Source organism: Vibrio sp. OPT46 (genome assembly GCF_015163535.1).
Lineage (GTDB): Bacteria > Pseudomonadota > Gammaproteobacteria > Enterobacterales > Vibrionaceae > Vibrio > Vibrio alginolyticus.
On sequence record NZ_JADDYG010000200.1, the window covers coordinates 1 to 517 of the forward strand.

Consider the following 517-nt stretch of genomic DNA (forward strand, 5'->3'; position numbering starts at 1 on the left):
CACAGCCAAAGAGTAGGCTCAAAGAGATAATAGGAAGGAGTTTTTTTAACACGTGTCTTTTCCGTAAAAGAGAATAGCAAAAGGATGGCAAACAAATGCATACGGTGCAATTGAAAAGCAACGACAAAATGTTTCAACGCTAAGCCAATCCGTTTACTCGTTGTGAATTCATTCAGTTAATGCAACATGATAGCAGCGGAAGAATTACGGAATTGTCCGGATTATGTTTGAAAGTAAGATTTACTGATTGAAAGATGAAATTGTGATCATCCATGTGACTCACAGACGCAAGAGATCTCTGCTTAACAGACAAAGATAAAAACGACTATCTTACCGCAATCCTTGCACGCCCCTCTAAACGGAATACAGGTAGATAATGTGCATTGGCATTCAGCTTCATTTCTGCATGCTGCTTACCAACAAAATTGAAGTGCCGCTCATTTGAACCCACTCGATACGAAAACGAATCCCCATCGAATTCAAAACTGGTCGCCACTGTAGAACCATTTACGGTAAC

General features: G+C 40.2%; 1 protein-coding gene. It reads right to left on the reverse strand.

The genetic code is table 11. The features are described from left to right. Positions 1–325 precede the first annotated feature (325 nt). Positions 326–517 (reverse strand): DUF2850 domain-containing protein (locus tag IQR33_RS08760; protein WP_193843644.1); only part of this gene is annotated, 192 nt, incomplete at its 5' end.